This is a genomic window from Burkholderia sp. JKS000303, assembly GCF_002563755.1.
GTDB lineage: Bacteria > Pseudomonadota > Gammaproteobacteria > Burkholderiales > Burkholderiaceae > Burkholderia > Burkholderia anthina_B.
The window spans coordinates 416,222-436,980 of record NZ_PDBZ01000003.1; the positions used below are offsets into that span (position 1 = coordinate 416,222).

Genomic DNA, 20,759 nt, shown 5'->3' on the forward strand with positions numbered 1-20,759 from the left:
CGTCGACGGGCGCGGTCAATCGGTAAAAGACCCGGGGCCGGGGCAGGAGGCGCGAGGGGCGGCGGGTTGCGGGCGGATGTCCGTCTGAGTCAACGATGGTGGCCGTTGCAGGCAAAACAGGTGAGCGTATTCGCGCTAGGTTGTCGGGTTGACGCGGGCTTACTTCGACGAACCGGTCGGCAGTCCGAGCGAAACATCCTGCTCGTAGCCCATTTTGCTGTCGCGGAACTCGACGGTCACGTGGCCGGCACGCTGCGCATCGGTGACGTTTGCGTAGATCGACGTCATCACCATCCCCGCATCGCAGCCGAGCGCGATCGTGCGATCGGTGCGACCCGTCGCGATGTTCACCGCGCGCAGCGATCGCATGGCGATGCCGCATTGGCCGGACAGCGTGTAGACGCCGACCAGCATGTGCGTCTTCGTACGGGACCACATCGGGACGTCGACGGTGCCGTCGAGCTGAAGGTGATCGCGATCGTTGTCGTTCAGGCGTCCGACTTCGTTCAGCGTGACCGGAAGCGTCTTGCGGCCATCGTCCCAGAGGCCGGTTGCCGTTTTGCCCGTGACGGTGATCGTGATCGGGCAAGGCTTCGGCCGCGACGGCGATGCGGGCGGCACGACCGGCGATTCGGCAGCCGATGCGGGTGGCGACGCTTCGCACAGCGTCATGCGGCCGTTGGGTTCGCGATGGCCCTGCAGCGGAATCGGCTTGCGATGCGCGTCGTAGTAATAACTGCCGTCGACGCGCCAGCGGCCTGCGTCGTTGTGGTCGAGCGCGTCGTAGGTCTGCAGCGACACGTGGACGGGGGCACTGCCGATCGTGCCGGTGTAGTTCACGACTTCGTACCAGCCGGCATGCGACACGACCGGCGCGCACGCGAGCAGTGCGGCGACGGTTGCGGAGAACGGGTGGACGTAGCGGGGGCGGCGGGTGTTCCGGGGCATGGGTGGTTCCGTGCGTGGTGTTCGTCCGGTTTCACGGATATCGGTTCGACCGGGTCGAGCCGCTCAGCCGTCGGGACGCACGCCATTGTATCGAGCCGCCACGCGCGAATTTCATGCGTCCGCGAATGCGGCAACACCGGAACGCAGATGACGCAGGCCGGTCGGTGGAACCGCTGCACGACGCGATTCCACCGACCGGCCTGTGCTGTTGCAGGCGACGTCAGGCCGCGCTGGCCTCGTCGATCTTGCGGATATCGTCGTTGTCGAGCTGCACGCGGATCGCTTCGCCGAGCAGCGCGAGCTGATCGAGCGACGTCGCACTGGCGATCGGCGCGGTGATCGTCGGCCGTGCGATCTGCCAGGCGAGCGCGATCGCGGCCGGCTTCGTGCCGTGCTTGGCCGACACGTCGTCGAGCGCCTTGAGAATGCGCAGCCCGCGTTCATTCAGATAGCTGGCGACGCGATCGCCGCGCACGCTCTTCTTCAGGTCGGCTTCGCTGCGGTACTTGCCCGACAGGAAGCCGCTCGCGAGCGCGTAGTAGTTGACGACGCCGAGCTTCAGGTCGCGCACGACCGGTTCGAGATCGCGTTCGTACTCGGCGCGGTTGATCAGGTTGTATTCGGGCTGGATCACCTGATATGCAGGCAGGCCGTTGCGCTGGCTAATGTCGGCGGCTTCGCGCAGGCGCGCGCCGCTGTAGTTCGACGCGCCGATGATGCGGACTTTGCCCGCGTCGATCAGCGTCTGGTACGCGGCGAGCGTTTCTTCGAGCGGGGCCGTGTCGGCGAGATCGCGGTGCGAGAAATACAGGTCGATGTAGTCGGTCTGCAGGCGGCGCAGCGAATCGTCGGCGGCCTTCAGGATGTTGTCCTTGGTCAGCCCCGCGCGCGCGGCGAGCATGCCGACCTTGGTCGCGATCACGACCTGTTCGCGCTTGCCGGAGCGCTTGAGCCACTTGCCGATGATCGTTTCCGATTCGCCGCCGCTGTGGCCGGGCGCCCAGGCCGAATAGACGTCGGCCGTGTCGATGAAGTTGATGCCGGTGTCGGCGAGCGCGTCGAGTAGCGCAAACGACGTGGGCTCGTCGGCCGTCCAGCCGAACACGTTGCCGCCGAAGGTGAGTGGTGAAACCTGGATGTCCGACGTGCCGAGGGTGCGTAGTGCCATGCTTCTCTCCGAAATCTGCGAGGTGACGGGATCGAACTACGGGATGGGACGAGATGACGGCGACGAGACGGCGCGGGGGCGACGTGTTTTCGCCGTTGTCGCGGGACTCGGGACATTCTCGCCGATCTCCCGGAATCGTGCAGTCGGCACGCGGCCGTGGCGGCGGAGGAATCGCACGGATAGCGGACGTGTCGTCCGTTGCGTGGTGATCCGGTCGGTTGCGTTCGATCTGGAACCAAATGTTGCCGCGGATGCTGGCGGGAGGAACGGGGAAGAAGCGGAGGGAGGGCTGCTGCGCGCGGGCGGCACGCTGCTGCCCGCGCTTCGATCGGCGAACGTGTTATCGCAACTGCACGGCCGCCAGGAACAGCACCATCCCGCCGATCGCGCCGTCCAGCACGCGCCACGCCACGGCCTTGCGGAACCACGGTGCGAGCAGTCGCGCACCGTATCCGAGACCGAGGAACCATACGACGCTGACCGACATCGCGCCGACGGCGAATGCGAAGCGCGCGCCTTCCGGCTCGCGTGCGCCGGCCGTGCCGATCAGCAGGAACGTGTCGAGATACACGTGCGGGTTGAGCCACGTGAACGCGAGCGTCATCAGCACGATCGCGGCCGCGCTTTGCGGCGGCGGCGCGACTGCGTCGCCGCGGACGTCGAGCGTTGCGTGCCCCGGCTTGAACGCGCGGCGCAGCGCGTTGATGCCGAACCACGCGAGATACGCGAGACCGACGTACAGCACCGCGTGGACGAAGGTCGGATAGCGCTCGACGAGCACCGACGCGCCGCCGACGCCCGCGCCGATCAGGATCATGTCGGACAGCGCGCACAGCAGCACGATCTTGCCGACATGCGAGCGCATGATGCCTTGCCGAAGCACGAACGCGTTCTGTGCGCCGATGGTGACGATGAGCGACGCGCACAGGGCCACGCCGTGAGAAAAAGCGATCCAGTTCATGATGGGGAATTGACAGCAGTAGACGGGTGAATCGGTTAGCGCTAGTCTGCGGTCAGCCTTGGAATAAGAGAAGCTAATTCACCTAATGTCGATTAAGGAAATCTAATGCTGGACTACGCGTTGCTCGACGCCCTCGCGGCGGTGATCCGGCACGGCTCGTTCGAACGGGCGGCCAAGGAGCTGAACGTCACGCCGTCGGCGGTATCGCAGCGCGTGAAACTGCTGGAGGAGCGCGTCGGCAGCGTGCTGGTCAAGCGCGGGCAGCCGTGTGTCGCGACGACGTCGGGTGCGCTGCTGTGCCGGCATACGGAGCGCGTGCAGTTGCTCGAAGCCGAGCTGGGCGGCCGGATGCCCGCATTGCCGGGCCAGATCGCGAGCGCGTGGCCGACGCTGCGCGTGGCCGTGAACGACGACAGCGTCGCGACGTGGTTCATCGACGCGGTCGGGCCGTTCTGCACGGAGCGCGAAACGCTGCTCGACCTCGTGATCGACGATCAGGACTACACAGCTGCGCGGATTCGCGACGGCAGCGTGCAGGGCGCGGTGACCGCGCAGGCCGAGCCGATCCAGGGATGCCGGTCGACCCGGCTCGGGCACATCCGCTATCGCGCGGTGTGTACGCCGGCGTTTCACGAACGCTATTTCGGCGCGGGCATCACGCGCGACGCGCTGCGCCGCGCGCCGTGCGTGATGTTCAATCCGAAGGACGGGCTGCAGGCGCGTTTCATCCGGCGCGTGACGCGTGCGGATCTCGATCCGCCGCAACACTGGATACCGCACGTCGCCGGTTATCTGCGCGCATGCGAAACGGGGCTGGGATGGGGAATGTGCCCGGACCGGATGGTCGATCGCCAGCTGGCAGCGGGCGAACTGGTCGACATGTCGCGCGGACGGACGGTCGACATCGAGCTGTACTGGCAGAGCTGGCGCCTGTCGATCGGCTGGCTCGACGATTTCAGCGCGGCGCTGAAGGCGCGCGCCGCACTGTTTCTCGACTGATCGGGGGCAGGGAAGGCGGGCGGCGCGTCTTGCACGCGCCGCGCCGGGTCAGACGTGATGCAGGCCGTCGAAGTCGACGATCTGTACGAGGCGGCCCTGCATTTCGATCAGGCCGCGCTTCTGGAACTTCGACAGCGTGCGGCTGACCGTTTCGAGCGTCATGCCGAGGTAGCTGCCGATGTCTTCACGCGTCATCCGCAGGTTGAATTCCGACGGCGAGTAACCGCGCTTCAGGTAGCGCTGCGACACGTCGAGCAGGAACGCGGCGACGCGCTCTTCGGCATTCAGCGAACCGAGCAGCATCGTCTGCGACGTTTCACGCACGATCTGCTCGCTCATCAGCTTGTGCATGCGCAGCTGCATCGTGCCGGCTTCCGAGCACAGCGACTTGAGCGCGCTGTACGGAATCACGCAGACCGAGCTGTCTTCCAGCGCGACCGCGGTGCGCGGGTGGGAGTCGTCGCAGATGCCGTCGAGGCCGAGCGCTTCGCCCGCGAGGTGCAGGCCGGTGACCTGCTCGCGGCCGTCATGGCGCGTGGCGACGGTTTTCAGCGAACCCGAGCGCACGGCGTACAGGTTGTCGAACGCGTCGCCTTCGCGGAACAGCGCTTCGCCGCGCTTGACCGGGCGAGCGGCGCAGATGACCGATTCGAGGCGGCTGAGCGCTTCGGGGGCGAGGCCCTGCGGCATGCACAGATGACGCATCGAGCACGACGAGCAGTGAGGGGCCTGGCGGGGCGCCCAGCTGGCTGCATGGGAAGGGGCGGCGGGCCGTGTGGCGACGGGCGTCAGCATGATCGTTTACTCCGGCGTTGAATCGACAGAATCATTGTCCCACCGCAAGTTGGCGCTGTCGGGTGACAAAACGTCGCGACCGCGCGCGCATGCCGCGGCGCGTCGAACCGGCATGCGTGCATGCCGGTCGTTGCGGGTGCACGGTGCGCGCGCCGGCATGTTCAGCCCTCCTGCTCATCTGTTTGCGAGGCAGCCGGGATCAGCAGCACGGGCAGCGTCGCATGGCGCACGCACTGCTCCGCGATGCTGCCGAGCACGAGGCGGCGGAACCCGCGGCGGCCGTGCGTGCCGAGCACCAGCAGATCGGCGCCGAATGCCTTCGCGCCATCGAGGATCAGTGTCGATACGTCGTTGAGCGACGACGCTTCGCTCATCAGCGCTTCGCCCTTCACGCCCGCCGCCTGCATCAGCTTCGTGAAATCCGCCGCGAGTGCGTTGCCCTGCGCGACGAGCTGGTCGCGCAGCACGGACGGATCGTAGCCCGGCACGTTGTAGTAGATCGCGGCGTTCTCGACGACGTAGAACGGCTGCAGTTCCGCGCCGTGCTCTTTCGCGAGTGCGAGTGCGGCATCGAATGCATGGCGGGACGTGTCGCTGCCGTCGATGGCAACCAGAATGCGCTTGTACATAGTGTCTCCGAGTGGCGGGTTGAACGGAAGTCGGCCGAACGGCCAAACGGCCGAGCAGGCCGTACGTTGCTGCGAGGCAGAGTAAACGAACGGCAGGGACTTTGCAGCGACGTGCCGGTTGTCGCGATCGCGACGCTTGCGTCGTTGCGGCGGTGTACGACGCTCGCGCGTCATGCGCGCATCGCATGTTGCACTGCGTGACGGGCGAGGCAGATCGTGCGTCGCGTCGGCCGTCCGGGCGGCGCGTGGCGGCAAGCCGCGGCGCGACGACGGCGCACATGCACCGTGCGGATACCGCATCGTCACCGGCAGCGGCCGCACCGGCGTCAGCGGTGCCGTCCGCCGCTGCACGACACCGTCCGCATCGGCGAACCTCGCGCGCGCACCCCCCATTGAATCGCAACCGCGTCGCGAACGTCCTGATTTCGATCAACATCGATGCATTCACATCGATCGACATTCGCGGCGCACCCGCGCGTCGTCACAAACCGGCGCCGGTAGCGATACCGATACGCAAGCGTACCCGCGTGCGCACCGAACACAAGTCGGGCGCACGCGGACCATCGGCCCGCGCGTCACGCCGGCAAACGAACGATCGATTCAAACGCCGCGCGCTACTTCGGCACCGCGGCGATCTCGATCACGCGTTCGGGGCGGCGTCCGTGTCCGGGCCAGTACGCACTGCCGTACATCCGGTGAACCGGGCCGAACAGTTCGTCGCCTGTGGGCGGCGGTGCATCGAAACCTTTCTCGATCACCGTGTAGCCGGCCCGCAGCGCGAACGCCGGGTGATTGCCGCCGGGGCGGCTGTCGAACCCCGCGAAGCCGTCGCCGGCTTCGGGCATGGCGTTGACGAGCGACGCGTTGCTGCGCGTGATCTGGTCGGGCGAGATCGCGCCGCCGCCTGCCAGACGCGCCGCCTCGCGATGCTTGCCGTCGGTGTCGACGGTGCTGTCGTGCGTGTCGTCGTTGTCGAGTTCGATGCTGCGTGGATGCGCGGTGTGCGCTTGAGCTGACGATTCCATCGCGGTTCTCCTGGCGGCGAAGCGCTCCGGATCGAAGCAAGTCCCGTTCCGGGCACGACGGGAAAAAGGCGCGCGGGCGATCGCCGCGGTCGCGCGACGCGCACTGATTTGTCATGATTTATTTCAGCTAGAACACGCGTTTTCTACAGAGTATGATTCTTTTCCTGCGAAGCGGCGACAGGGGAAGTGATCTCGCCGTCTCTGCCCGCGCCGGGGCCGCAGCACCCTTAAAGACGGGTAGTGAACAACAAAGCAAGGGACTAGAGGTGGCGGATTCATGCAAGCGACTACTGCCTTCACGCACCGCGGTTATCTGTTGAATTGCGCGCCCGCGCGCGCCACTGACGGGTCGTTCAAGCCCTATGTCGTGATCTCCCGATCGAGCGACGGGGAACTCGTTGCCAATCGTTTTTTCCCGATCGAACTCCAGTTCAACGACGAAGGCGACGCGATCGCGCACGCGCGCGACTGGGCCGTGCGCTGGATCGACGCGAGCAGCATCACGATCTGACGCCGTTGCGCACCGGCAGCCTTGGCCATCCGGCCGATCCGCAGCGGGCCGCTGCCGGACGAAAAACGCGGTAATCTTGCGGAACCCGTCACTTTATTAGCGGCCGTGCGACTGCGCGCGGCTGCCCGCATTGGCATATGTCGACATCACCCGCCCGTCAGTGGGGCCTCGAAGAAATCGTCTCCGGTTTGCGCGAGTCGCGCGAGGAACTCCATCGCACGCGTCATCCGCGCGGCATTCGTGAGCTGCCGTCGCGCGACGCGATCTGCAAGATTGTCACCGGCCTGCGCGCGTCGATGTTCCCGACGCATTACGGCGCGCCCGATCTCACCGACGAAAGCGTCGACTATTACGTCGGCCATACGCTCGAAAGCACGCTGCGCGTTTTGTCCGAGCAGATTCGCCGCGCGCTGCCGTTCCTGCCCGAGCATGTGGACACGCCGTTCGCGGAACTCGACGAGCGCGCGTTCGAGATCGCGCGCGAGTTCGGGCGGCAGTTGCCGTCGATTCGCGCGCTGCTGGTCAGCGACATCCAGGCTGCGTATGCGGGCGATCCGGCCGCGCAGCACATCACCGAAATCCTGCTGTGCTACCCCGGCGTGCTGGCGATGATGCACCATCGGCTCGCGCATGCGTTGCACGGGCTCGGTGTGCCGCTGCTCGCCCGGTTCATCAATGAAATCGCGCACTCGGCTACCGGCATCGACATCCACCCGGGCGCGCGGATCGGCCCGAGCTTCTTCATCGACCACGGCACCGGTGTCGTGATCGGCGAAACCGCGATCATCGGCGAGCGCGTGCGCGTGTACCAGGCCGTCACGCTCGGCGCGAAGAGCTTCCCGGCCGACGGCGAAGGCACGCTGGTCAAGGGCAACGCGCGGCATCCGATCGTCGAGGACGACGTCGTGATCTACGCGGGCGCGACCATTCTCGGTCGCGTGACGATCGGGCGCGGCTCGGTGATCGGCGGCAACGTGTGGCTCACGCACAGCGTGCCGCCCGGCACGAGTGTCGCGCAGGGCAAGGTTCGGGAAGGCGGGAGCGGCGAGAAGCCGTAACGCGGCGTGCGAACGCGCGGGCGTCGCGCTGCGCCACGCAGCGGATGACGCAGGATGGATCGGCGGCCGGGCCGCCGTCGGGCGCTATCGTGCGTGGGCGGCGCGCAGCCCGGTCGACCCGGCGCACGTGGGCGGCGCGCAGCCGCCTTCGTTTATCGAAGCCTCAGTGCTTGCCGGCCGGCGAGCGATGCTTGTACAGCACGTCCTGATCGACGCGGATCAGGTTCTGCCCCGCATCGACGACGAAATCCACGCCGTTGTACGCGCTGCCCGTGAGCAGCAGGATCGCGCTCGCGACGTCGTCGGGGCCGGCGATGCGCGCGAGCGGCGTCGAGGCGCGGCTCGCGTGTTCGAAGTCGGCCTGCGTCTGGTCGTCGCTCGGCAGCATCAGACCGGGGAACACCGCGTTCACGCGCAGCACCGGCGACGACGACAGCGCGAGCATCTGCGTGAGGTTGCCGAGCGCGGCCTTCGCGACCGTGTAGCTGAAGTGGTCGCGGTGGAAGTTTTCCTTGATCTTCTGGTCGACCACGTTGACGACCACGCCCTGCGTGCCGGCCGCGCGGGCCCGCTCGTAGAACGCACGCGTGAGCAGGATCGGCGCACGGCAATTGACGGCCCACGCCTGGTCGAACGCCGCGAGGTCGAAGCTCGGGAAGTGGTCCTGCCAGAACACCGACGCGTTGTTGACCAGCACGTCGAGGCGGCCGAAGCGCGCATAGACCTGATCGATCAGCGCGGCGATCTGCGCGGCATCCGACAGGTCGGCCTGCAGCGCGACCGAATCGTGCCCGCGTTCGGCGATCGCGCGGGCCGCTGCCTGCGCGGCATCGGCCGAGCGGTCGTAGTGCACCGCGGTGCGATAGCCGTGCGCGGCGAAATACTCGGCGAACGCGCGCCCGGCCCGGCGCGCGGCGCCGGTCACGAGCACGACGGGCGCGTGCGCCGCTTGCGTCGTAGACTGCATTACGTATTCGTCAGGTTGACTGAAGAAGGATTCGCGACGATCGACAGGAATTCGCGCCGCGTCGACGGATCGCTGCGGAACGTGCCGAGCATGCGCGACGTGACCATTTCGACGCCCGGCTTGTGCACGCCGCGCGTCGAGATGCACTGGTGCGCGGCTTCGAGAATCACGCCGACGCCCTTCGGCTGCAGCACGTCGAACAGCGTGTCGGCGATCTGCACGGTCATTTTTTCCTGGATCTGCAGGCGTTTCGCGAACGCGTCGACGAGGCGCGCGAGCTTCGAGATGCCGACGACGCGATGATTCGGCAGATACGCGACGTGCGCGCGGCCGATGATCGGCACCATGTGGTGCTCGCAGTAGCTCTCGAAGCGGATGTCCTTCAGCACGATCATCTCGTCGTAGCCGTCGACTTCGCTGAAGGTGCGCGCGAGGATGTCGCGCGGGTCGAGCGCGTAGCCGGCGAAGAACTGTTCGTACGCGCGCACGACGCGTGCGGGCGTGTCGTGCAGGCCTTCGCGGGTGGGATCGTCGCCGGCCCAGCGCAGCAGCACGCGAACGGCATCCTCGGCTTCTTCCCGGCTCGGTCGGGATGCGGCCGGCTCGGGCCGCGCGGATTTTTTACCCATCAGGTCGCTCCATCGAATTCAGCCGCCCGCGGCGGCGCGATCCGGCCATTGTTTCATGCTTTCGCGGGTCGTGCGTGCGGCCGGCCGCTCACCCGGCGTTCACCTTTCCTCACTTCGGCCATTCGTCCTGTTCGTCGTTGAACAGCGACGCGACGACCCCGCGCAGCCACGCGGTGCGCGGGTCGTTGTGGAACTTGCGATGCCAGTGCTGCTTCAGGTCGAAGCGCGGCAGCGGCAACGGCGGCTCGACCGGCACGATGAACGCGTGCTCGGCCGCATACGCATAGCCGATCGCGTGCGGCACCGTCGCGATCAGGTCGGTGCGGCTCAGGATGAACGGCAGGCTCATGAAGTGCGGCGTCTCGAGCACCGCGCGGCGCTGCATGCGCTGCTTCGCGAGGTATTTCTCCAGCACCTCCTGGCTGCGTCCTTCGGCGCGCACCACCGCGTGCCCGCACGAGAGGAACTGCTCGGCCGTGAACGGGCGCGCCTGTTCGAGCGGATGGCCGCGCCGCATCAGGCAGACGAACCGGTGCGTAAACAGTCGCTGCTGGAAGAAGTTGTTGCCGTCGAGATCGGGGAAGTAGCCGACCGCGAGATCGATCGAACCCGCTTCGAGACCGCGGCCGACTTCATCGTGCGCGAGCGAGACGGAGCGCAGGTTCGCATACGGCGCACGTGTCGCGAACGCCTGCAGCAGCTTCGGCAGGAACACGATCTCGCCGACGTCCGACAGCGCGATCGAGAACGTGTGCGTGCTCGCCGCCGGGTCGAAGTCGTGCGGCGCGACGAGGCCGCGCTCGATCTGCGCGAGCGCGTCGCGCGCGGCCGGCAGCAGCGCGAGCGCACGCGGCGTCGGCTCCATCCCGCGCGACGTGCGCACGAACAGCGGATCGCCGAAATAGTCGCGCAGGCGGCCGAGCGCCGTGCTCACGCGCGGCTGGCTCACGCCGAGCAGGTCGCCGGCGCGACTCACGTTGCGCGTGTCGTCGAGCGCGACGAGGTAGGGAATGAGGTTCAGATCGAGGGCATCCATCGCCAGGCCAGTATCCGGAAAACGTATACAACTTATCTCCTAAATCGCGTTGCCGCATAGTCGGGAAAGCGATCAAATGCATTACACGATTCGAATTAATGTTCAGGAGACGAACAATGCGTACCCAAGTCGCCATCATCGGCGCCGGTCCGTCCGGCCTTTTGCTTTCCCACCTGCTGCGCCTGCAAGGCGTCGATGCCATCCTCGTCGAGGCGCGTTCGCGTGAATACTGCGAGAACCGCATCCGCGCCGGCGTGCTGGAACAGGGCACGGTCGACACGCTGAACGAAGCCGGCCTCGGCGAGCGGATGCGTCGCGAAGGGCTCGAGCATCACGGGATCGAACTGCTGTTCTCCGGCCAGCGCCATCGCATCGATCTGAGCGCGCTCACCGGCGGCCGTGCGATCACCGTCTACAGCCAGCATGAAGTCGTGCGCGACCTGATCGCGGCCGGCGACGCGCATGGCCACCCGATGCATTTCGACGTCACGGACGTCGCGCTGCACGACGTCGAAAGCGAGCGCCCGTTCGTCACGTTCAAGCACGCGGACGGCCGCGCCGACCGCATCGACTGCGACTACATCGCCGGCTGCGACGGCTTCCACGGCATCGCGCGGCAGACGATTCCCGCCGAGCGGCTGAATACGTTCGAGCGCGTGTACCCGTTCGCATGGCTCGGCATCCTCGCCGACGCGGCGCCGTCGCTCGATGAACTCGTCTATGCGCATCACGAGAACGGCTTCGCGCTGTTCTCGATGCGCTCGCCGACGGTCACGCGCCTCTATCTGCAGTGCAAGCCCGATGAAAACCTCGCCGAATGGTCCGACACGCGGATCTGGGATGAACTCCACACGCGTTTCTCGAACGACACCGGCTGGACGCCGACCGAGGGCCGGATCACGCAGAAGAGCGTGACGCCGATGCGCAGCTTCGTGTCGGAGACGATGCAGCACGGGCGGCTCTTCCTCGCCGGCGACGCCGCGCACATCGTGCCGCCGACCGGCGCGAAGGGGATGAACCTCGCGGTCGCCGACGTCCGCGCGCTGTCCCGCGCGCTCGGCGCACGCTACCGCAACGGCGACGCGACGCCGCTCGAGCGTTATTCCGCGACCTGCCTCGAGCGCGTGTGGCGCGCCGAGCACTTCTCGTACTTCATGACGAACATGCTGCACTCGTCGCCGGACGACACGCCGTTCGTCAATCGCCTGAAGTTTGCCGAACTGAAGTACGTGACGCGCTCGCGCGCTGCCGCGCAGTCGCTGGCCGAAAACTACGTCGGGCTGCCGTTCGACGACCAGACGACCCCCGAGGCATCCCGCCTTGACAACGCGCTGTGCACGACTCTATGATCGGCCCATCGTTCGCTAATCGAATCTAGGTTCGAATAGCGAACAAATGCCGAAGGCCGACGATGGTCTTCGGCGCGGCACGCGACACGCGCGTGTCCCCTCGACAGGCCGCGCATCGTGCCGCGGGTTCGTATCAGGAAGAGACATGGTCAACAAGATTTTCGAATCGCTTCAGTCGGCCGTCGCCGACGTCCACGACGGCGCGACAATCATGATCGGCGGTTTCGGCACGGCAGGCATGCCGTCCGAGCTGATCGACGCGCTGATCGAGCAGGGCGCGCGCGGCCTGACGATCGTCAACAACAACGCGGGTAACGGCGAGACCGGTCTCGCCGCGCTGCTCAAGGCCAAGCGGGTGAGCAAGATCATCTGCTCGTTCCCGCGCCAGAGCGACTCGCAGGTGTTCGACGCGCTGTACCGCGCGGGCGAAATCGAGCTGGAGCTCGTGCCGCAGGGCAACCTCGCGGAGCGCATCCGCGCGGCGGGCGCCGGCATCGGCGGCTTCTTCACGCCGACGGGCTTCGGCACGAAGCTCGCGGAAGGCAAGGAAACGCGCGTGATCGACGGCAAGTCGTATGTGTTCGAGACGCCGATCCACGCCGATTTCGCGCTGGTCAAGGCGTACAAGGGCGATCGCTGGGGCAACCTGGTGTATCGCAAGACCGCGCGCAACTTCGGGCCGATCATGGCCAGCGCCGCGAAGGTCGCGATCGTGCAGGTGTCGGAAGTCGTGCCGCTCGGCGGGCTGAACCCGGAGCACATCGTGACGCCGGGCATTTTCGTGCAGCGCATCGTCGAAGTGCCGCAGGCCGCGCATGCGGCCGAGCTGGCCGCCGAACGTGCCGCATCGCAAGCCGCCTAAGGAGACCGACATGAAACGACTGACCCGCGATGAAATGGCCAAGCGCGTCGCCCAGGACATCCCCGAAGGCGCGTACGTGAACCTCGGCATCGGTGTGCCGACGCTGGTGGCGAACCACCTCGATCCGAGCAAGGAAATCTTCCTGCACAGCGAGAACGGCCTGCTCGGCATGGGCCCGGCGCCCGCGCCCGGCGAGGAAGACGACGAGCTGATCAACGCCGGCAAGCAGCACGTGACGCTGCTCACCGGTGGTGCGTATTTCCATCACTCGGATTCGTTCGCGATGATGCGCGGCGGCCACCTCGACTATTGCGTGCTCGGCGCGTTCCAGGTGTCGGCGAACGGCGACCTCGCGAACTGGCATACCGGCGCCCCGGATGCGATTCCGGCCGTCGGCGGCGCGATGGACCTCGCGATCGGCGCGAAGCAGGTGTTCGTGATGATGGAGCACCTGACGAAACAGGGCGAGAGCAAGATCGTCGCGGCGTGCTCGTATCCGGTGACCGGCGTGCAGTGCGTGAGCCGCATCTATACGGATCTCGCCGTGCTCGACGTGACGGCCGACGGCCTCGCGGTGAGCGAGATCTTCACCGACCTGTCGTTCGACGAACTGCAGAAGCTGACCGGCGTGCCGCTGATCGACGCGACGCGCAAGGCTGCGGCCTGACCCGCGAGCGTGCCGGCCCGCTCGTTCGAGCGCATGCCGGCACGCTTGGGTAGACAATAGGCGCACGCCGTTTCCCTACTCTGATGCCATGCTCGAAGACAGCGCCCGCCTGACCTCCCTGATCTGCGGCACCGAGCCGCTCAACCGGATCTGGTCGCCCCGCGCGACGATCCAGCGCATGCTCGACGTCGAAGCCGCGCTTGCGCGTGCGCTCGCCGCGCAGCAGGTGATTCCCGCCACCGCGGTTGCGCCGATCGAACGCGCATGCGACGCCGATCGGCTCGATGCCGACGCGCTCGCGCATGGCGCGGCGCTCGGCGGCAATCTCGCGATTCCGCTCGTCAAGCAGCTCACCGCGCAAGTGAAGGCCGACGACCCCGAGGCGGCGAAGTTCGTGCACTGGGGCGCGACGAGCCAGGACATCATCGACACCGCGACCGTGCTGCAGCTGCGCGATACGCTCGACGTGCTCGAGCCGTTGCTCGACGAAGCGTGCGCGTCGCTCGCGACGCTCGCGCGCACGCATCGCGCGACGCCGATGATCGGCCGCACGTGGCTGCAGCAGGCGTTGCCGATCACGCTCGGTCTCAAATTCGCTCAATGGCTCGATGCGCTGCTGCGCCATCGCGCGCGCTTCGCCGAATTGCGCGAGCGCGTGCTGGTGCTGCAGTTCGGCGGCGCCGCCGGCACGCTCGCGAGCCTGCGCGAACGGGCATCCGGCGTGACCGCCGCGCTCGCCGCCGACCTGAAGCTCGCCGTGCCGGCCGTGCCGTGGCATACGCAGCGCGACCGCATCGCGGAAGCCGCGTCGTGCTTCGGCATGCTGACCGGTACGCTCGGCAAGATCGCGCGCGACGTGTCCCTGCAGATGCAGACCGAAGTCGGTGAGCTCGGCGAACCGGCTGCCGCCGGCAAGGGCGGCTCATCGACGATGCCGCACAAGCGCAACCCGGTCGGCTGCGCGGCCGTGCTGACCGCCGCGGTGCGCGCGCCGAACCTCGTCGCGACCGTGTTCGCGGGGATGGTCCACGAGCACGAGCGCGCGCTCGGCGGCTGGCAGGCCGAATGGGATGCGTTGCCCGATCTGGCTCGCCTGACCGGCGGCGCGCTCGCGCAGATCGCGCAGATCGTCGCGGGCCTCGACGTGAATACCGAGCGCCTCGCCGCGAACCTCGACCTGACGCACGGGCTGATTCTCGGCGAAGCCGTGATGCTCGCCCTTGGCGACCGGATCGGCCGGCTCGATGCGCACCATGTCGTCGAGCACGCGTCGAAGGAAGCCGTGCGCACGGGCGCAACGCTGTTCGACGTGCTCGCGGCCGATGCGACCGTGTCTGCCCACTTGTCGCGCGATGCGCTCGCGCGGCTGCTCGATCCCGCACATTACGTCGGCGAGGCGCAGGCCTACGTCGACGCCGTGCTCGCGCTTCACGCGCGCGCGCAATAACCAGGAGAACATTGATGCCCTTCGCCACTGTCAACGGCGTGAAACTGCATTACCGGATCGACCGTGCCGCGCGCGACGACGCGCCGTGGCTCGTCTTCTCGAACTCGCTCGGCGCCGACCTGCAGATGTGGGCGCCGCAGATTCGTCCGCTCACGCAGCACTTCAACATCCTGCGCTACGACACGCGCGGCCATGGCCATTCCGAAGCGCCGGCCGGCGCGTACACCGTCGACCAGCTCGCGGGCGACGTGATCGGCCTGCTCGACCACGTCGGTATCGAGCGCGCGCATTTCTGCGGGATTTCGATGGGCGGCCTGACCGGCGCCGCGCTTGCCGCGCGCTTCCCGTCGCGCATCGTGCGCGCCGTGCTGTCGAACACCTCGGCCAAGATCGGCTCGCCGGAATTGTGGGGGCCGCGTGCGCAGAAGGCGCGTACCGAAGGGATGGGCGCGCTGGCCGACGCCGTGCTGCCGCGCTGGTTCACCGACGCGTTCGTCGGGCGCGAGCCGCGCCTGTTCGACGCGATCCGCGACACCTTCGTGCATACCGACAAGGACGGCTATGCGGCGAACTGCGACGCGCTGAGCGCGGCCGACCTGCGCGAGGAAGTGAAGGGCATCGCGCTGCCGGTGCTCGTCGTGACCGGCGAGAAGGACATGTCGACGCCGCCCGACCAGGGCCGTGCGCTGGCTGCCGCCATTCCCGGCGCGCGTCACGTCGAATTCGACGCCGCGCACATTTCGAACATCGAGTGCACCGACGGTTTCAACCGCGCGCTGCTCGAATTCCTGACCGCGTGAGGCACCGACGATGGATGATCAGCAACGTTACGAAGCAGGGATGAAGGTGCGCCGCGCGGTGCTCGGCGACGCGCACGTCGATCGTTCGATCGAGAACCGCACCGAGGTCACCGAGGAATTCCAGAACCTGATCAGCCGCTATGCGTGGGGCGAGATCTGGACCCGCGACGGCCTGCCGCGCCATACGCGCAGCCTGCTGACCATCGCGATGATGGTCGCGCTGAACCGCGGCGAGGAGCTCGCGCTGCACCTGCGCGCCGCGCGCAACAACGGCGTGACGCGTGACGAGATCAAGGAAGTGCTGCTGCAGACCGCGATCTATTGCGGCGTGCCGGCCGCGAACTCCGCGTTCCATCTCGCGGACAAGATCTTCAAGGAACAGGATGGGGCCGCCTAGGTGGGGCTGCCTAGGTGCGGCTGAATAACACGACCGGCTCGCGCCGGACGTGACCCGATCGCGACGCCTGCCGCAGCCGGCAGGTGTCGACGATGCATGACGCGCCGGCGGCGAATCGGCGCGCGAACAAGGAAAGACGCGGCCAAGAGGCCGCGTTGTTCATATCAGCGTTACATGGGACCGGGAGCGCGCGGAAGCGCCACCTCCGGTCGACAAGGAGACTCGCGATGAATCGCGCACCCGTGGTCGATGTCCAGACCTTCATCAACGAGCAGCCGTTCGGCGGCTTTCAGTGGCTCGTGTTTCTGATGTGTTTCGTGATCGTGCTGCTCGACGGCTTCGATACGGCCGCGATCGGCTTTATCGCGCCGTCGCTGCTCGGCGAATGGAACCTGACCAAACCCGATCTCGCCCCCGTGCTGAGCGCCGCGCTGTTCGGCCTCGCGTGCGGCGCGCTGGTGTCGGGTCCGCTGTCCGATCGACTCGGGCGCCGCTCGCTGCTGATCGGCTCGGTGCTGCTGTTCGGCGTCGCGTGTTTCGTGTCTGCATTCTCGACGACCATCGGACACCTGACGATCCTGCGTTTCGTTACCGGCGTCGGCCTCGGTGCCGCGATGCCGAACGCGGTCACGATGATGGGCGAGTTTTGCCCGGACAAGCGCCGCGCGACCGTGATCAACCTGATGTTCTGCGGCTTCCCGCTCGGTGCGGCGTTCGGCGGCTTTCTCGCCGCGTGGATGATTCCGCATTTCGGCTGGCGCAGCGTGCTGATGCTCGGCGGCGTGACGCCGCTGCTGCTCGGCGTGTTGCTGCTGCTGAAGATGCCCGAATCGGTGCGTTTCATGGTGGCGCACGGGAAGAGCGTCGACCGGATCCGCGCGACGCTCGCGCGCATCTCGCGCGATGCGATGAACGCAGGCTCGTTCGCGATGACCGAAGCGGCGCCGCAGACCGGCAGTCAGGGCCTCGGCGTCGTGCTGTCGCGCTCGTACATCGTCGGTTCGGTGATGCTGTGGATCGCGTACTTCATGGGCCTCGTGATCTTCTACGCGTCGATCAACTGGATGCCGATCCTGCTGAAGGATGCGGGCCTGACGCCGAAGAGCGCGACGCTGATCTCGGCACTGTTCCCGCTCGGCGGCGTCGGCGCGGTGCTGTGCGGCGTGCTGATGGACCGCTTCAACGCGAACCGCGTGATCGCCGTGTGCTATGCGCTGACCGCGATCAGCGTGTATGCGATCGGCCAGGCTGCGGGGAACGTCGGGCTGCTCGTGCTGGTCGTGTTCGTGGCCGGCGTGCTGATGAATACCGCGCAATCGTCGATGCCGGCGCTTGCCGCCGCGTTCTATCCGACCGAAGGGCGCGGCACCGGCGTGGCGTGGATGCTGGGTGTCGGCCGCTTCGGCGGGATCGCCGGCTCGTTCCTCGTTGCGGAACTGACGCGCCGGCACTTCTCGTTTGCCGGTGTGTTCGCGACGATCGCGGTCGCCGGCCTGCTCGCATGCGTTGCGTTGCTGATCAAGCAGCGGGCACGCCCGCACGGCGTCGCGCAGGTGGCCGGCAAGATCGAATCGCTCGGGCATTGAGCGGGAGCGGGGCCGGGGCGATGCGCCGGCCCCGTGTGGATGGACGTTGCCGCGGTGGGTCGCAAGACGGCTGACACGCAACGACGGGACGGGCTGCTTCGGCGGCCCGTCGTCATTTTGGCCGTCGCGCCGTTACTCCTCTGCGTCGTGTTCCTTGACGAAGTTGCGCAGATACGCGCGCAGCGCGGCTTCCTGGCTGCGATGATCGGCATGATTCGCGGCGCCCATCTCTTCCTCGTCGCCGAACAGCGTGGGCGGCGCGCAGTAGGTGCCCACTTCGACGTTTTCGCGCAGGACGCGGATGTCGTGCGTGAGCGGGTGATACTCCGCCATCCAGTGCATGCCCTCGATGTGTTCGCCGGCTTTCAGCATTGGCTTCATCGACACTCTCCATGCAGCGACGGTGCAACCGCCGAAGCGGTTGCACGCGCCCGTACCAAAAGGGTACGCCTGCATGGGGCGAAGCTCAACGGGTGCGCTGTGAGTGCCTACTGCGGGAGCAGGTGCGCGATGAGCGGATACAGCGACAGAATCAGCAGCACGGCCATCGTCACGTTGAAGATGCGCAGTGCGCGGGTGTTCGACAGGAAGCGGCGCAGGCCGAGGCCGAACGCGGCCCACAGGCTGATGCACGGAAACCCGATCAGGATGAAGACGACGGCCATCCACGCGGCGTTCATGCCGTAATCGGCGGACAGGCGGATCGTCGTCGCGGCGGTCAGTACCATCATCCACGCCTTCGGATTGACCCACTGGAACGCGGCGGCTTCGAGGAACGTCATCGGCCGCGGCTTGGCGCCTTGCGCCTTCACTTCGCCCGACGTGCCGATGCGCCACGCGAGGTACAGCAGGTACGCGACGCTCGCGATTTCGAGGATCGTGTACAGCACCGGTACGCGGCGGAACGCTTCGCCGAGGCCGAAGCCGACGCACAGCATCAGGATCGCGACACCCGTGCTGATGCCGAACAGGTGCGGCATCGTGCGGCGGAAGCCGAAATTGACGCCGGATGCGAGCAGCATCGTGTTGTTCGGGCCGGGCGTGATCGACGTGACGAGCGCGAACAGCATGCCGGCGGGCAGCGCGCTCAGGGTGAGGAATTCCATCGCGGATTCTCCATTCGTGTTCGGGACTGGGATGGAGTCAGTGTAGCGACGGTTTTCGGTACGGTACCGGTACAGTTGGTTTGACGATTACCGGTACGGGGTGGGGGTGGCTGGGGCGGGGTGGTTTCTGTTTGTGGTCCCCAAACCGCAGAGGCTAGTTGATCACTATCGTTCAAAGTTTATTGGCAGGGACGAGACGGCGCGTGCGCAGTGACGGAACGCTAGCGTCTTGGCGCTTCCTTGGATCCTGCCGGCCGGCTAGATTCTCTTCACCGGGCCGCTGGTGGTTCCCATCTTGTGCTCTGGAATCCAGAACCGCTGCGAATGTTCCGGGGAGGGGACACGTCGTCGACTGGGAGGGCGTCCCGCAAGTATTTATCGCCAAACTTTCTGCCGGGATATGTGGACGTGGAAGGACGATGCTCCGAAAGATGACTTTTCCGAGAATTTCCGTGACCCAAGCTCCCTTTTCGGAGAGCCCGCAATCAGTCGTTGCATATCCATGGCAAGGCGTGTGGCATACTCCGAATTCTGTCAATTGCCCTACAGCGTCACTCCCGGACAACTGACGCAGAGCGAGAGACCGGCATTCAGGCGAATCGCCGTCGATGGTTCGCGAGACGAGTAAATCTGGACCTAACTCTGGGGGCGGCTACAGGGTATCCGTCAACAGAACGACAAGATGATCGGGGAGCGACGTTGTGTTGAACTCGGTTCAATTTCGACGCGCGATGGATGCCGTCGAGCGGATCACCGATGACGTGCCGCCGTGGCAAGACATTCTCGTGACGGCACGCGAACTCATCGGTGCGGATAGCGGGTCGCTCGTCATGGTGGACGGCTTGGGAAACCCGCTGGACATCAATCAAGTCGATGCCCCGGCCGCGGCGATGCAGGAATACCAAACGCGCTTCCACAAGCTCGACTTCATGGTGCACGCCGCCTCCAACTTTCCTGTCGGTACTTGGTTCGACAGCAACGAAATCGTTCCCAAGGCTGCCCTGCACCGCACCGAGTACTACGCGGATTTTCTTCACAAGCATCGTTTTGCTCAGGTCTTCGCGCTGGTTCTCGAACGCGGCCCGAAGCGCATGATCGGACTCAGCTTTCAACGATCGTCGATCGTTGAAGGCGTGACGAAGCATCTGTCCGACGGTGCTGCCGGTGCGTATATCCACAGTTTCAGAGCCGCCGTCGAGCGACGACGTCAAGCGACGGCCCACCATCTCGACTTGATCGAAGCGACATTCGGTGCGATGGGCGAGGCAACGTTTCTTTTGTCGAATTCGGGCATCGTCGTGCATGCCGCCGCCCTTGCGAAATCACTGCTCGATGACTCGCGTGGCCTTTGCATCAAGCAGGGCAAGCTATGGCATCCGAGCACGGCCGTCCTGGACCGTTTATCCATGAACGTCGCGGCGACACTCCGAACCGGACGGCGCTCCACCATGACGGTTTCGCGCTCATGGGGCGAGACCTTGCGTCTGGATATGACGGTAGCGGATCCGCGTATTCGCCTCTCCAACGAGACGATGGTCTTTGTCCGGATGCGCCGCAACAGCGCGTTGAATGAAGCGAGCGCCGAGAATCTGGTTACGACATTCGATATCACCCAAGCGGAAGCCAAAGTGCTCGTCGCTCTAGTCGCGGGACTTGTCCCCTCGGAGCTTGCCGTCCAGAACGGCGTCTCGGAGAACACGGTGCGCACGCAGATAGCGAGCTTGAAAAGGAAGATGCACTGCAATCGGATCGTCGACCTTGTCAGGCTCGCCTTGCAGGCGCAAACCTAAGACTCCCGTCCATGCAACGCGCCGCCAGA

22 protein-coding genes are annotated in these 20,759 nt (G+C 66.4%); 11 read left to right on the plus strand and 11 right to left on the minus strand.

The features are described 5' to 3' along the window. Positions 1-159: 159 nt before the first annotated feature. From BX604_RS29795 to BX604_RS29805, 3 genes are all read right to left on the minus strand, one after another. A complete protein-coding gene (locus BX604_RS29795) occupies positions 160-948 on the minus strand; it encodes a hypothetical protein (RefSeq protein WP_257146460.1) in 789 nt (262 codons plus the stop codon). A gap of 220 nt (positions 949-1,168) precedes the next feature. Next, a complete protein-coding gene (locus BX604_RS29800; RefSeq protein WP_098554422.1) occupies positions 1,169-2,116 on the minus strand; it encodes an aldo/keto reductase in 948 nt (315 codons plus the stop codon). Positions 2,117-2,456: 340 nt separating this feature from the next. Then, positions 2,457-3,077, minus strand: coding sequence for a LysE/ArgO family amino acid transporter (locus BX604_RS29805; protein ID WP_098554423.1), 621 nt, complete (start codon positions 3,075-3,077; stop codon positions 2,457-2,459). A gap of 105 nt (positions 3,078-3,182) precedes the next feature. On the opposite strand from BX604_RS29805, the gene BX604_RS29810 reads away from it, so the two are divergent. After that, positions 3,183-4,076 (plus strand): LysR family transcriptional regulator ArgP, encoded by an 894-nt coding sequence (locus BX604_RS29810; protein ID WP_098554424.1) that lies wholly within the window; start codon positions 3,183-3,185, stop codon positions 4,074-4,076. 48 nt (positions 4,077-4,124) lie between these two features. On the opposite strand, the gene fnr is transcribed toward BX604_RS29810, so the two are convergent. The 3 genes from fnr to BX604_RS29825 all read right to left on the minus strand — a co-directional run bounded on the left by fnr (position 4,125) and on the right by BX604_RS29825 (position 6,525). Then, a complete protein-coding gene (gene fnr / locus BX604_RS29815) occupies positions 4,125-4,871 on the minus strand; it encodes a fumarate/nitrate reduction transcriptional regulator Fnr (RefSeq protein WP_098554425.1) in 747 nt (248 codons plus the stop codon). 161 nt (positions 4,872-5,032) lie between these two features. After that, entirely contained in the window at positions 5,033-5,500 is a 468-nt protein-coding gene (locus tag BX604_RS29820) for a universal stress protein (RefSeq protein ID WP_098555088.1), read from the minus strand. Between the two features lie 614 nt (positions 5,501-6,114). Continuing rightward, complete coding sequence (locus BX604_RS29825) at positions 6,115-6,525, minus strand: DUF3005 domain-containing protein (protein ID WP_098554426.1); 411 nt, start codon at positions 6,523-6,525, stop codon at positions 6,115-6,117. 277 nt (positions 6,526-6,802) lie between these two features. Here BX604_RS29825 and BX604_RS29830 point away from each other — a divergent pair, with 277 nt between their 5' ends. Both BX604_RS29830 and epsC read left to right on the plus strand, forming a co-directional pair. Next, on the plus strand, positions 6,803-7,036 hold the full coding sequence (locus tag BX604_RS29830; protein ID WP_098554427.1) for a hypothetical protein: 234 nt from the start codon (positions 6,803-6,805) through the stop codon (positions 7,034-7,036). Positions 7,037-7,173: 137 nt separating this feature from the next. Then, the gene (gene epsC, locus BX604_RS29835) at positions 7,174-8,094 is read left to right on the plus strand and encodes a serine O-acetyltransferase EpsC (RefSeq protein ID WP_098554428.1); all 921 of its coding nucleotides are present in this window, start codon (positions 7,174-7,176) and stop codon (positions 8,092-8,094) included. A gap of 163 nt (positions 8,095-8,257) precedes the next feature. Here the strand turns inward: epsC and BX604_RS29840 are convergent, their stop codons facing one another. From BX604_RS29840 to BX604_RS29850, 3 genes are all read right to left on the minus strand, one after another. Next, the gene (locus tag BX604_RS29840; RefSeq protein ID WP_098554429.1) at positions 8,258-9,061 is read right to left on the minus strand and encodes an SDR family oxidoreductase; all 804 of its coding nucleotides are present in this window, start codon (positions 9,059-9,061) and stop codon (positions 8,258-8,260) included. After that, positions 9,061-9,690, minus strand: a complete 630-nt coding sequence (gene folE / locus BX604_RS29845; RefSeq protein ID WP_098554430.1) for a GTP cyclohydrolase I FolE — start codon at positions 9,688-9,690, stop codon at positions 9,061-9,063. Before folE ends, BX604_RS29840 begins: the two co-directional genes overlap by 1 nt. Positions 9,691-9,799: 109 nt before the next feature. Further along, the gene (locus BX604_RS29850) at positions 9,800-10,726 is read right to left on the minus strand and encodes a LysR family transcriptional regulator (protein WP_098554431.1); all 927 of its coding nucleotides are present in this window, start codon (positions 10,724-10,726) and stop codon (positions 9,800-9,802) included. A 116-nt stretch (positions 10,727-10,842) separates the two neighbouring features. Between BX604_RS29850 and pobA the strand changes: the two genes are divergently transcribed. From pobA to BX604_RS29885, 7 genes are all read left to right on the plus strand, one after another. Beyond that, positions 10,843-12,075 (plus strand): 4-hydroxybenzoate 3-monooxygenase, encoded by a 1,233-nt coding sequence (pobA, locus tag BX604_RS29855; RefSeq protein ID WP_098554432.1) that lies wholly within the window; start codon positions 10,843-10,845, stop codon positions 12,073-12,075. A gap of 145 nt (positions 12,076-12,220) precedes the next feature. Beyond that, the gene (locus BX604_RS29860) at positions 12,221-12,937 is read left to right on the plus strand and encodes a 3-oxoacid CoA-transferase subunit A (protein WP_098554433.1); all 717 of its coding nucleotides are present in this window, start codon (positions 12,221-12,223) and stop codon (positions 12,935-12,937) included. 10 nt (positions 12,938-12,947) lie between these two features. Next, on the plus strand, positions 12,948-13,604 hold the full coding sequence (locus BX604_RS29865; protein WP_098555091.1) for a CoA transferase subunit B: 657 nt from the start codon (positions 12,948-12,950) through the stop codon (positions 13,602-13,604). 88 nt (positions 13,605-13,692) lie between these two features. Next, positions 13,693-15,051: a 3-carboxy-cis,cis-muconate cycloisomerase gene (locus BX604_RS29870; RefSeq protein ID WP_098554434.1), complete on the plus strand. Its 1,359-nt coding sequence runs from the start codon at positions 13,693-13,695 to the stop codon at positions 15,049-15,051. Between the two features lie 14 nt (positions 15,052-15,065). Next, the gene (pcaD, locus tag BX604_RS29875) at positions 15,066-15,851 is read left to right on the plus strand and encodes a 3-oxoadipate enol-lactonase (RefSeq protein ID WP_098554435.1); all 786 of its coding nucleotides are present in this window, start codon (positions 15,066-15,068) and stop codon (positions 15,849-15,851) included. 10 nt (positions 15,852-15,861) lie between these two features. After that, a complete protein-coding gene (gene pcaC / locus BX604_RS29880) occupies positions 15,862-16,248 on the plus strand; it encodes a 4-carboxymuconolactone decarboxylase (RefSeq protein WP_098554436.1) in 387 nt (128 codons plus the stop codon). 227 nt (positions 16,249-16,475) lie between these two features. Beyond that, a complete protein-coding gene (locus BX604_RS29885) occupies positions 16,476-17,834 on the plus strand; it encodes an MFS transporter (RefSeq protein ID WP_098554437.1) in 1,359 nt (452 codons plus the stop codon). Positions 17,835-17,966: 132 nt separating this feature from the next. Here the strand turns inward: BX604_RS29885 and BX604_RS29890 are convergent, their stop codons facing one another. Both BX604_RS29890 and BX604_RS29895 read right to left on the minus strand, forming a co-directional pair. Then, the gene (locus BX604_RS29890) at positions 17,967-18,215 is read right to left on the minus strand and encodes a hypothetical protein (protein ID WP_096500944.1); all 249 of its coding nucleotides are present in this window, start codon (positions 18,213-18,215) and stop codon (positions 17,967-17,969) included. A gap of 107 nt (positions 18,216-18,322) precedes the next feature. Continuing rightward, complete coding sequence (locus BX604_RS29895; protein ID WP_098554438.1) at positions 18,323-18,940, minus strand: LysE family translocator; 618 nt, start codon at positions 18,938-18,940, stop codon at positions 18,323-18,325. Between the two features lie 731 nt (positions 18,941-19,671). Here BX604_RS29895 and BX604_RS29900 point away from each other — a divergent pair. Beyond that, entirely contained in the window at positions 19,672-20,730 is a 1,059-nt protein-coding gene (locus BX604_RS29900) for a helix-turn-helix transcriptional regulator (RefSeq protein ID WP_257146461.1), read from the plus strand. The last annotated feature ends 29 nt before the right edge of the window (positions 20,731-20,759 follow it).

What these genes read in the sequence shown, in the direction of transcription:
- BX604_RS29795 (WP_257146460.1), bottom strand. Translation starts at nt 948, where the DNA reads ATGCCCCGGAACACCCGCCGCCCCCGCTACGTCCACCCGTTCTCCGCA.
- BX604_RS29800 (WP_098554422.1), bottom strand. Translation starts at nt 2,116, where the DNA reads ATGGCACTACGCACCCTCGGCACGTCGGACATCCAGGTTTCACCACTC.
- BX604_RS29805 (WP_098554423.1), bottom strand. Translation starts at nt 3,077, where the DNA reads ATGAACTGGATCGCTTTTTCTCACGGCGTGGCCCTGTGCGCGTCGCTC.
- BX604_RS29810 (WP_098554424.1), top strand. Translation starts at nt 3,183, where the DNA reads ATGCTGGACTACGCGTTGCTCGACGCCCTCGCGGCGGTGATCCGGCAC.
- fnr (WP_098554425.1), bottom strand. Translation starts at nt 4,871, where the DNA reads ATGCTGACGCCCGTCGCCACACGGCCCGCCGCCCCTTCCCATGCAGCC.
- BX604_RS29820 (WP_098555088.1), bottom strand. Translation starts at nt 5,500, where the DNA reads ATGTACAAGCGCATTCTGGTTGCCATCGACGGCAGCGACACGTCCCGC.
- BX604_RS29825 (WP_098554426.1), bottom strand. Translation starts at nt 6,525, where the DNA reads ATGGAATCGTCAGCTCAAGCGCACACCGCGCATCCACGCAGCATCGAA.
- BX604_RS29830 (WP_098554427.1), top strand. Translation starts at nt 6,803, where the DNA reads ATGCAAGCGACTACTGCCTTCACGCACCGCGGTTATCTGTTGAATTGC.
- epsC (WP_098554428.1), top strand. Translation starts at nt 7,174, where the DNA reads ATGTCGACATCACCCGCCCGTCAGTGGGGCCTCGAAGAAATCGTCTCC.
- BX604_RS29840 (WP_098554429.1), bottom strand. Translation starts at nt 9,061, where the DNA reads ATGCAGTCTACGACGCAAGCGGCGCACGCGCCCGTCGTGCTCGTGACC.
- folE (WP_098554430.1), bottom strand. Translation starts at nt 9,690, where the DNA reads ATGGGTAAAAAATCCGCGCGGCCCGAGCCGGCCGCATCCCGACCGAGC.
- BX604_RS29850 (WP_098554431.1), bottom strand. Translation starts at nt 10,726, where the DNA reads ATGGATGCCCTCGATCTGAACCTCATTCCCTACCTCGTCGCGCTCGAC.
- pobA (WP_098554432.1), top strand. Translation starts at nt 10,843, where the DNA reads ATGCGTACCCAAGTCGCCATCATCGGCGCCGGTCCGTCCGGCCTTTTG.
- BX604_RS29860 (WP_098554433.1), top strand. Translation starts at nt 12,221, where the DNA reads ATGGTCAACAAGATTTTCGAATCGCTTCAGTCGGCCGTCGCCGACGTC.
- BX604_RS29865 (WP_098555091.1), top strand. Translation starts at nt 12,948, where the DNA reads ATGAAACGACTGACCCGCGATGAAATGGCCAAGCGCGTCGCCCAGGAC.
- BX604_RS29870 (WP_098554434.1), top strand. Translation starts at nt 13,693, where the DNA reads ATGCTCGAAGACAGCGCCCGCCTGACCTCCCTGATCTGCGGCACCGAG.
- pcaD (WP_098554435.1), top strand. Translation starts at nt 15,066, where the DNA reads ATGCCCTTCGCCACTGTCAACGGCGTGAAACTGCATTACCGGATCGAC.
- pcaC (WP_098554436.1), top strand. Translation starts at nt 15,862, where the DNA reads ATGGATGATCAGCAACGTTACGAAGCAGGGATGAAGGTGCGCCGCGCG.
- BX604_RS29885 (WP_098554437.1), top strand. Translation starts at nt 16,476, where the DNA reads ATGAATCGCGCACCCGTGGTCGATGTCCAGACCTTCATCAACGAGCAG.
- BX604_RS29890 (WP_096500944.1), bottom strand. Translation starts at nt 18,215, where the DNA reads ATGAAGCCAATGCTGAAAGCCGGCGAACACATCGAGGGCATGCACTGG.
- BX604_RS29895 (WP_098554438.1), bottom strand. Translation starts at nt 18,940, where the DNA reads ATGGAATTCCTCACCCTGAGCGCGCTGCCCGCCGGCATGCTGTTCGCG.
- BX604_RS29900 (WP_257146461.1), top strand. Translation starts at nt 19,672, where the DNA reads ATGGATGCCGTCGAGCGGATCACCGATGACGTGCCGCCGTGGCAAGAC.